This window comes from Alcanivorax sp. HI0083, assembly GCF_001635175.1.
In genome coordinates, this window is sequence record NZ_LWFX01001638.1 from 1 (window position 1) to 582 (window position 582).

The window sequence follows — 582 nt, forward strand, 5'->3', positions numbered from 1 at the left end:
GCCGGCCTTGTTAATCCGGCGGCGCCAATCCTTCAGCTCGTCCAGGGTGTCCACTTCAAAGGCCAGGTGCAGATCGAAGGCACTGCGCGGGCGGAACATTTTTTCATCGGCCCCCTCCGGGGCGTCGAAGAAGGCAATGAAATTGTCATCGCCCATCTTGAAGAACAGATGCATGTAGTCGATCTTGCGGCCGGTGCCTGGCTCTTCATCGAACACCATGGCCAGGGTGAGGGGCAGGCCCAGCACCTCTTCGTAAAACCAGCGGGTCTGCTCCGCATCGCGGCAGCGGTAGGCGCTGTGATGCACGTGCTTGAGCATGGCGCAGGGGGGCAGGCTGCTCATGGTTGGCTCCTGTTATTGCCTTTGGTTATTGGTGTTGGCGCTGTGGCAGCAATGAGGCTCTTTGCCCAAGATTGCCGCAGACGCCGCCACCAAGAACCTGTCAGTTCTGGCCACCTGCAAACCCACCGTCTGTCCGGCCAGGGTGCACAACGCCAGCGGCGATGGCACACTTGCGGGCCCCTTTCGGCACGACGGCAAGCACCATGGCAGATCAGGCAATCATCAACGAAGTGGGGCTGC

The 582-nt window shown here is 60.8% G+C and carries 1 protein-coding gene; it reads right to left on the bottom strand.

Annotation, left to right across the window (positions count from 1 at the left end):
* On the bottom strand, window positions 1–342 hold a 342-nt coding region (locus A3754_RS24115), incomplete at its 3' end, for a VOC family protein (protein ID WP_197468834.1).
* Window positions 343–582: the final 240 nt, after the last annotated feature.